Annotated in this window: 7 protein-coding genes; all 7 read right to left on the minus strand. The window is 71.6% G+C overall.

All coding sequences use genetic code 11. The features are described 5' to 3' along the window. Positions 1-36 precede the first annotated feature (36 nt). Entirely contained in the window at positions 37-1,365 is a 1,329-nt protein-coding gene (locus tag IF20_RS30160) for an erythromycin esterase family protein (RefSeq protein ID WP_052868544.1), read from the minus strand. A gap of 86 nt (positions 1,366-1,451) precedes the next feature. After that, positions 1,452-2,207 (minus strand): thioesterase II family protein, encoded by a 756-nt coding sequence (locus IF20_RS30165; RefSeq protein WP_052868545.1) that lies wholly within the window; start codon positions 2,205-2,207, stop codon positions 1,452-1,454. Positions 2,208-2,222: 15 nt separating this feature from the next. Continuing rightward, on the minus strand, positions 2,223-3,038 hold the full coding sequence (locus tag IF20_RS30170) for a winged helix-turn-helix domain-containing protein (RefSeq protein WP_052868546.1): 816 nt from the start codon (positions 3,036-3,038) through the stop codon (positions 2,223-2,225). A 51-nt stretch (positions 3,039-3,089) separates the two neighbouring features. Continuing rightward, positions 3,090-4,268 (minus strand): cytochrome P450, encoded by a 1,179-nt coding sequence (locus IF20_RS30175; protein WP_052868547.1) that lies wholly within the window; start codon positions 4,266-4,268, stop codon positions 3,090-3,092. A gap of 58 nt (positions 4,269-4,326) precedes the next feature. Then, positions 4,327-5,601 carry an MFS transporter gene (locus IF20_RS30180; protein ID WP_110944671.1) on the minus strand — a complete coding sequence of 425 codons (1,275 nt, stop codon included), beginning with the start codon at positions 5,599-5,601 and terminating at the stop codon, positions 4,327-4,329. After that, positions 5,601-6,581 carry a TauD/TfdA family dioxygenase gene (locus IF20_RS30185; protein ID WP_234426868.1) on the minus strand — a complete coding sequence of 327 codons (981 nt, stop codon included), beginning with the start codon at positions 6,579-6,581 and terminating at the stop codon, positions 5,601-5,603. Before IF20_RS30185 ends, IF20_RS30180 begins: the two co-directional genes overlap by 1 nt. Positions 6,582-6,606: 25 nt before the next feature. Next, positions 6,607-8,371: condensation domain-containing protein (locus IF20_RS30190; protein WP_234426869.1), on the minus strand; the 1,765-nt coding region annotated here is incomplete at its 5' end.

Here is an 8,371-nt window from a genome sequence, read left to right on the forward strand (position 1 = left end):
ACGGGAGCCGGCACCGAACCTCGATCCGCGGGTGGGTCACCGGGGAGTGACCAGGAGGTGGGCCGGGGTCAGGTGGTGGAGGTGGAAGACGATGTCGTGGGACCGGGCCGGGGCGATGCGGTGGGCGGGCTCGGGGTAGTCCGTGCCGATACTGCGCGTCGGACGGGGCGTGCGCAGCCAGTCGCGGGCAGAATCGGAGACGGTACGCAGGTCGACGAGGTAGTCGGTGCGGCGCACGCGGTCGAGGAAGTGCTCGGTGCTGTCCTTCGCAGGCCCGCCGAGGGTGTAGACGCGGGTCTTGCCGTCGGGGCCGGCCGCGTTGAAGGAACCGTCACCGAAGGACGCGCCGACGCTCACGTAGTCATCGCCCAGGAGCTCCCGCAGATCCGCGCCTTGCATGCGCGGGTAGCGGGGGTCGGAGGTGCGGTACGAGACGTGGGCGTTGTGCGCCGACAGCAGCACCTTCTGGCCCGTCCGGGCCTGCCACCAGGCGACGTTGTCCGCCATGAGCCGGTCGCGGTAGCCCATGGACGCCCTCAGGTCGTCCTTGTCGTCGAAGTCGAAGGCGTAGCCCCGGGCGGTCTGCGCGATGGCCCGGGCGTTCTGCACGGCCCAGGCGCGGGAGTTCTCCGTCGCGCCTTCCGGCACCGGCTGCGCGGCGAGGAGGGTCAGGGCCGAGGCGGTCCGCGACGCCATGGCCCGGCGCTCGGCCAGCGGGCGGTTCAGGTAGTCCTTCATGTACGTGCCGGCGGTGGTGGTGGGGCGCAGCCCCCGGTACAGCGCGGTCATCCGCGGCAGGAGGGCGGGCCGGTGCCGGGCCACGTACCGGAGCACCGCGTCGTACAGTTCCGGGCCGGCGTACGCGAAGTCGTCGCCCAGGAAGCGCACGGGGTCGTCCGGGTGCTGGACGTTGTACGCGCGCATCCACTTGACGAGGGCGAGGTACTCCTTCGTGTTCCACCACGCGTAGGTGTCCTGGAACTCGTCCTGCATGATGCGCCGCGGGTCGCCCTCGCCCGTCCGCACGTACGTGTCCAGCCGCCGGCCGGTGCTCCAGCTCGTCTCCAGCGCGAAGGCGCGGAACCCCTTCTGCTCCACCAGGTAGCGCAGCACGCGGTGCTTCATGGTGAAGAACTCGTGGGAGCTGTGCGTCGCCTCGCCCAGCCCGACCACCTTCGCGTCGCCCACCATGCGCCCGAAGGGCCGCAGGTCACGCAGATCGCCCTGCGGCTCGGACGTGCGCAGTGGGTAGGCGCTGCGCTCCATGGCCTGGAGGGCCCGCTCCTCGGACGGTGGGAGCGCGGCGGCGCCCAGGATGCTCCCGCAGAGCACGAGTGCCATGAGTACGAGACGGGTGCGAGTCATGACTCAAGCCTGCGCGCCCGGCCCGCCGCGCGACATCCGGCGCGCCCCCGAGTCGCCCGGCACCTCCCCCGACCGGGATCATGCCGCTAAACCGGAAGGGACGTCCGAACCGGCAGGGACGTCGCCGGCGCCATGACCGTACGGGCCACTTGCTCGGCGGCGGGCACCAGGTAGAAGTGGTCGCCCTCGAAGACCGACAGGGCGAAGGAGCCCGCCGTCGTGGCGCGCCATCCCAGCGCCTGCTCCGGGGTGACCCGGGGGTCGCACGAGCCCGTGAGGGCGTGGACGTCGGCGCGCAGCAGCGGTGCGTCCGGGTCCCTGCGGTACGTGTCGATCAGACGGTAGTCGTTGCGGATGATGGGCAGGAAGAGGTCGCGCAGATCCGGGTCCTCGAAGACGGCGGCGTTGGTGCCGCCCAGCGAGGTGACCGCCTCGACCACCTCGTCGTCGGTCCGCACGGTGGTGCGGGAGGCGTCGTCGGGGGCTCGGCCGGAGACGCACAGGCGGGTGATGTGGGTCGTACCCGCCCGTTCGAGGCGGAGGAGGGTCTCATAGGCGACGGCCGCGCCCATGCTGTGGCCGAAGAGCACCGTGGGCAGCGGCGGCAGCGCCGACAGTTCGGCGGTCAGGGCCGCCACCAGCTGTTCCATCGCCGGGACCAGCGGCTCGCGCAGCCGGTTCTCGCGGCCCGGGTACTGGACGGCCAGGAGCTCCGACTCCGGGCCTGCGTACCGCTGCCAGCCGCGGTAGAAGCTCGCGGCGCCGCCGGCGTGGGGGAAGCAGATCAGGCGGCGGTGGGGCCGGCCGGGGGAGGTGTGGCGGGTGAGCCAGGACGAGTGCATGCGGGGTCCGTTTCTTCAGCCGAGGATGGCCTCGCCCAACGGGGTGAGGCGGTGGACCGTCAGGTTCTGCCGACGTTCCGTGATCACGAATCCCGCCCGGCGCAGCACGGTGAGGTGCTTGCTGGCGGACGGGCTGGATATGTCGAGGCGGTCGGCGACCTGCCCCGTCGAGCGGGTCTCCCGCAGGGCGGCCAGCACATCGGCCCGCGTGCGGCCCAGCAGGGCGTGCAGGGCCGACCCGCCTTCGTGGCCCTGCCACAGCGTGGCGGCGGATTCCGCGTCCGGGGTGACGTTGTAGACGAGGATCGGCAGCCCGTGCCACCCCATGCGGTCGTCGATCAGGATCGGGTGCGGTGCGAACAGGGAGGGCACGAGCGTCATGCCCCGGCCGGCCAGGGGGATGCGCCGGGCCGGCTGCGGATTGTCGATGCGGAGCACCGGGGCTTCCCAGCGGACGTCCGGATGCCTGCTGTTCAGCACCTGTTCCATGCCGCCGGTCAGTACCGTCCGGCCGCATGTGTCGCGCTCCGCTTTCAGCAACCGGTGAATGCCGCCCCAGAAAGGCTCGACGGCCACGGTGTGGAACGTGTCCGTATCCGGCGGAAGCGGTGAGGTGAGCGTCTCCACAAGGGATTGGGAGGGCTCCGTCGCCGGGTGCGCGGCGGACAGCCTGCGCAATCGGCTACGGGCCGCCCGGCGCCATTCGAAGAGGGCGTCGCGTTTCTGTTCCGCCAGCCGCCCCCAGGCCAGATGGCTCTCGAACGCCATGCCCAAAGAGGCGATGATGCGTATTCGGGCCAGGTCTTCGACTCGAAGAAACAGTTCCTGCATGACAAGCTCCCCCGTGTTTTTGCAAGATCATATGGGACGGCGCGGAGGTACTCAGCGCCAATACAGGGAGACTTCCAGGCGACTGTAGCCCTGCACGAGATTCGACCGCATCCACGTCGCCTCTCCACGCAGGTTCACCGCCCGCACCTCCGCCGTCAGCTGACGCAGCAGTTCCCGCAGTTCGAGCCGGGCGAGGGCGGCGCCGAGGCAGTGGTGCGGACCGTTGCCGAAGCCCAGGTGCCGGTTGGCGGCGCGGTCGGGCACGAAGCGGTGCGGGTCGGGGAAGAGCCGTTCGTCGCGGTTCGCGGCGGACAGCCAGGCCACCACCGGCTGACCCTTGTGGATCTCCTGGCCGCCGATCTCGCAGTCCTCGGTCGCCACGCGCAGCACGTGCGCCGCCGGAGAGGTCCACCGGACCACTTCCTCCACGGCCCGGTCCATGAGGTCCGGGTCGGCGTGCAGGGCGTCCAGGGCACCGGGGAACGCGTGCAGGGCGTGGAAGGCGCCGGTGATCGAGTGCCGGGTGGTCTCGTTGCCGCCGATCAGCACGTTGTCGCAGTTGATCAGCACGTCCTCGGTGGTCAGCCGGCCGTCCGCGAGCAGCGCGCTCACCAGGTCCGGCCCGGGTTCCCGCTGCCGGCGCTCGATCAGTTCGTGGAAATAGAAGAGGATTTCCGTGTGTGCCTCGGCGGGCGTCATCTTGTCGAAGCTGCTTTCCTCGCCGCCGAAGGCGTGGTTGGTCAGTTCGATGAGCTGTTCCCGCTCGCTGAGGGGGACACCGATGACCTCGCAGACGATCGCGGCGGGCAGCCGCGGGCCGACGCTGAGCGCGATGTCCGTGGAATCCTCCGTGCGCAGCCGCTCGACGATCTCCTGCACCTCGCGCTGCAGCACCGATCGGAGTTCGGGGGCGCGCAGCCGGGAGAGGAAGGGGCCGATGAGGCGCTTGAGGACGGAATGCCAGTTCCCTTCGCTCACCACCAGCATCCGGCCGCCGGAGTTGTCGGGGTGTTCGGCGTCAAAACCGATCATCATGCCGTACTCGGAGGTGAAGGGAGCCTTGGGGGAAAGGACGGCGGATACGTCGCGGTGGGAGAAGACCGACCAGAAGCCGGACGGAGAGAATCCCGGCTCACTCCATACCTTCGCGTCCGACCGGATGTACTCGTCCCACATCCCGAAGCGGGCGTCGGTGGTGTAAAGGTCGGGGTTGGCCAGATCGATTGTCATGGTGAACTGTTCTTGCCTGTCTGTGAGGGGTGTGCGGCAGGGGTCTGCGGGCCGGCCGTCATGCCGGGGCCCGGTCGGGCTCGGGAGCCGGTTCGGCCGCCGTCGGCGCTTCCGGCTGTCTGGGCTGCGGTACGTCACGCAGGGCGGGGCTGAGCAGGGTCAGCAGCGCGACGACCGCCATCACGGCCGTACAGCCCAGCAGCCCGGCGAACCGGCCCGCCAGGTCCAGCACGACGCCGCCCGCCAGCGGGGCGACCGCGCCCCCGCCGCCGCTCGCGACGGCCGCGACGCTCATCACCCGCCCCCGGTGGCTGTCCGGGGTGAGCCGCAGCTGGTGCGTGGTGAAGTAGGCGTTCGCCGTCGGCGCCGCGAAGGCGACGGCGCCCAGCAGCACCCCCGGTGTCCAGCCGCCGGGCAGCACCGCGATGCCGGCGGTCAGCACGACGAAGGCCCACAGCACGACGTGGATGGGCCAGGCGCCGGTGAGGACGCGTTGCAGCAGCGGCGCGGCCAGGGCGCCCAGCAGGCCGCCGACGCCCAGCAGCCCGGCCATGGCTCCGATGAGCCCGGTATGCATGCCGCTGGTCTGCGCGGAGGCGATGACGATGAAGTAGATGACGCCGAAGAAGAAGTTCGTCGCCGTCGCACAGACCAGCCCCACGCGCAGGAACGGATGGCGCAGGATCCAGCGGATCCCCTCCAGCAGCCCCCGCCCGCCGGCCGCCGGCCGGTCCGCGGTGGGGCCGGTCGGCGGCCGGCGCTTCAGGAACAGCAGCAGCACCAGCCCGGTGAGGTGCGCGAGGCACCCCACGACGAACGGGAAGGCGTTCTTCACCGCCAGCAGGAACCCGCCGGCAGAGGTGCCGGCGAGCTGCCCCGCGTACGTACGCGCCGCGTTCATCGCCACCGCGTCGGAGAGCCGTTCCTCCGCCACCAGGCTGGGGATCATCGCTTCGCCCGCCGCCGTCATCAAGGCGGTCGCCGCCCCGTTGACGAGGGCCAGCCCCACGAGCGCGGGCAGGGAGACGGCGCCGGCCCACAGCAGCGCGGCGAAGGCGCCGAACACGGCGACCAGCGTGCCCTGGCACCACAGCAGCACGCTCCGGCGGTCGTACCGGTCGGCGACGGCGCCGGCGGGCAGCCCCGCCAGGAGCAGCGCCGTCGCGTCGACGAAGCCGATGACGCCCGCCTGCGAGGGCGAACCCGTGAGGGCGAGGACCAGGAGCGGCAGCACGATCAGCGACGTGCTGTAGGACGCCTCGCCCAGCGCCGAGCTCACCCACAGCAGCGTGAAGCCGCGCGCACCGCCGCTCTTCCGGGTACGGTGCCGCATCAGCCGAGCAGCCGCGAACGCGACTCGGTCCGCACGTAGGTGCGTCGCAGGTCGCGCACCAGGCTGGTGCGCTTGAGCCAGCGGTCCGTCCCGTCGTAGCGCGGCGTGAAGGTGTCCCGGCCGTGGATGACCCGGTAGTTGTCGATGAACGCAGCCTCACCGGGGCTGAGGACCAGCCGCTCCGCCGCGGCGGCCAGCGCCTCGGCCGCCTCGTTCAGAGCCCGTTCGGCCGTGGCGTCACCGGGCACGGCGCTGGTGAAGTCGGCGTCGATCCGCAGGTAGGGCGCCTCCTGTGGGCCGAAGAGCACGGAGGCCACCTCGTGCGGGCGCTCTTCCAGGGCCGAGGGGTTCTCCGCGCTGTGCTGCGGCACCACGTTGTGCGAGTCGTCCGGGAAGAACCGGAAGCGGTCCTCGTGCAGCACCTGCCGCACCGGCTCGTCGAACTCCACGGAGTCCAGCAGCGCCACGGTCGTCCCCACCGCGTCGGGGTTGCGGAGGCACATCAGCGCCACGTAGTCGCCCCGGCAGGCGTGGAACACGTCCTCCGTGTGCAGCGTGAGCTGCTGCTGACTGCTCGCGCTGGTCAGGGAGTTCTCCTGGCCCTTGGACGGGCAGACGTCGTGCACGAGCCGGCCGTTCTGCTGGTTGGCCCAGCCGAACGCGTCGCCGAGAACGGAGCCGATCAGCAGCAGCACCAGCTCCTCGCGGATCGCGGCGCCCTCCTTCTCCGCGACCTGCCAGCTCGGCGGGGTCGGTACCAGGTCCGCCGCGACGGGCAGGTTCGCCACCACGATGACGGCGTCCTCCGCCCCGCGCGACGCCACCAGGAAGCGGCGTACGCCTTCCGGCATCCGCTCCGCCTCGACGCGGATGTCGTCGGCGTACTCCAGCGGGTCCCAGACCGGGTGGGACGCCAGGAACTCGTCGGCGATGCCGGCCAGTATGTTCTTCTCGTCGTCACTCAGTACATAGCGAGCCACAACAACAGCCTTCCGATAGGTCCGTTCAGTTACCGGCCGCGGCGACGATCTGCCGCAGCGCGGTGGCGAAGTCGTCCGCGAGCCGGCGGACGGTGGTGGGGGTGTGGGCGGCGGAGGAGTGCAGCCAGTCGATGCGCAGCTCGCCGTCGCTGACGGCGGCCACGACGTCGAGCAGGTGCGGGCGCACCTCGTCCGGCGCCTGGTCGGCCCCGAGGCCGGCCAGCCGGTCCCGGAGCAGTCCGTCGTGGTCGGCGGAACCGCCCCACTGCCCCAGGTAGTTGAAGCTGATCCGCGGGCGCGGGGCCGCCGCGAGGGCGGTGTGCGCCGGGCTGCCCGGCTCGGACAGGTAGCGCAGGGCGCCGTAACCGAGACCGCGTCCGGGCAGCTTGCGCAGTGCCTTCTTGACGGCCTTCAGCGCCGGGCCCCAGTCGCCCTCGGGCACGTCGAGCCGTACGGGGTGGATGGTGGTGAACCAGCCGACGGTGCGGGACAGGTCGATGTCGTCGAAGAGCTCCTCGCGGCCGTGGCCTTCGAGGGCGACGGTGACCGGGGCGCCCGCCCAGTCGTGCAGGACGCGGCCGAGCGCGGCGAGCAGGACGTCGTTGATCTGCGTGCGGAACACGGCGGGCACCCGCTGCAGCAGCGCCTTGGTCTCCGCCCTGCCGAGGGTGACGGACTCGACCGCGAGCTCGCCGTACGTGCTCGTGGCCGGGCCGTCGCACGGGATGTCCACGGTGCCGGACGAGACCTTCCGCCAGTAGCCGGTCTCGTGGTCGAATCCGCCCGAGCGGACGTGCTCGGCGAGCCGCCGCGCCCACTGCTGGTAGCTGCTGGACTTCGCGCCCAAGGAAACCTGCCGCCCCGCGGTGAGCTGGGCGTACGCGGTGGCCAGGTCCTCCAGGAGGATGCGCCACGACACGCCGTCCATCACCAGGTGGTGCACCGCCAGGAACAGCCGCGGCGGGGCCGCCGCGTCAGGCATGCGCAGGAAGACCCCCTTCACCAGGGTGCCGTCGCGCAGGCTCAGCGCCCGCTGGGCCTCCGACGCCGCGTCGTGCAGCGCCCGGTCCTGGCCGGGCCCAGCGGGCACGTCCCGCACAAGGAGCAGTTCGCCGGGGCGTGCGCCGTACTCCTGGCGCCAGCCGCCCGCACCGTCCGCCGCGAACCGCATGCGCAGCGCGTCATGGTGGTCGACGCACGCGAGCAGGGCGCGCTCCAGCACGGCGGGGTCGGTGCCCGGTGCCAGGGCGACGTGCACGGACATCGCGTACCGGTCTGGGTGCGCAGTGTGTCCCTCGAAGAACCACCGCTGTACGGGGGTGAGTTCGACCGGCCCGGACACCTCGGCCGGCTCGTCACCGGCGACCGTGGCGGTGTCGGCACACTCGAGCACGTCGGCCAGTTCGGCCACCGTCTGGTGCAGGAACATCAGCTTCGAGGTCAGCCGCAGACCCTCTTGCCGGGCGTGCGAGATGACCTGGATGGAGAGGATGGAGTCGCCGCCGAGCTCGAAGAAGTTGTCGTGGATGCCGACCTTCTCGGCGCCGAGGACCTGGAGCGTGGCGCCCAGGTGCGCCCGCAGCTCGGTGGTGGGCAGCGCGGTGCCGGTGACGACGTACGCGATCAGTCGGCGGTGCCCGTCGGGGGACTCGTGGACGGTGACGACCGTTTCCCGGACGTCCGGATGGCGCAGGAGGGTGGTTTCGATCTCGCCGAGTTCGATGCGGAAGCCGCGGATTTTGACCTGGTCGTCGGCGCGGCCGAGGTGTTCGAGGGTGCCGTCGGGGCGC

The organism is Streptomyces niger, from assembly GCF_000718305.1.
Classification (GTDB): Bacteria; Actinomycetota; Actinomycetes; order Streptomycetales; family Streptomycetaceae; genus Streptomyces; species Streptomyces niger.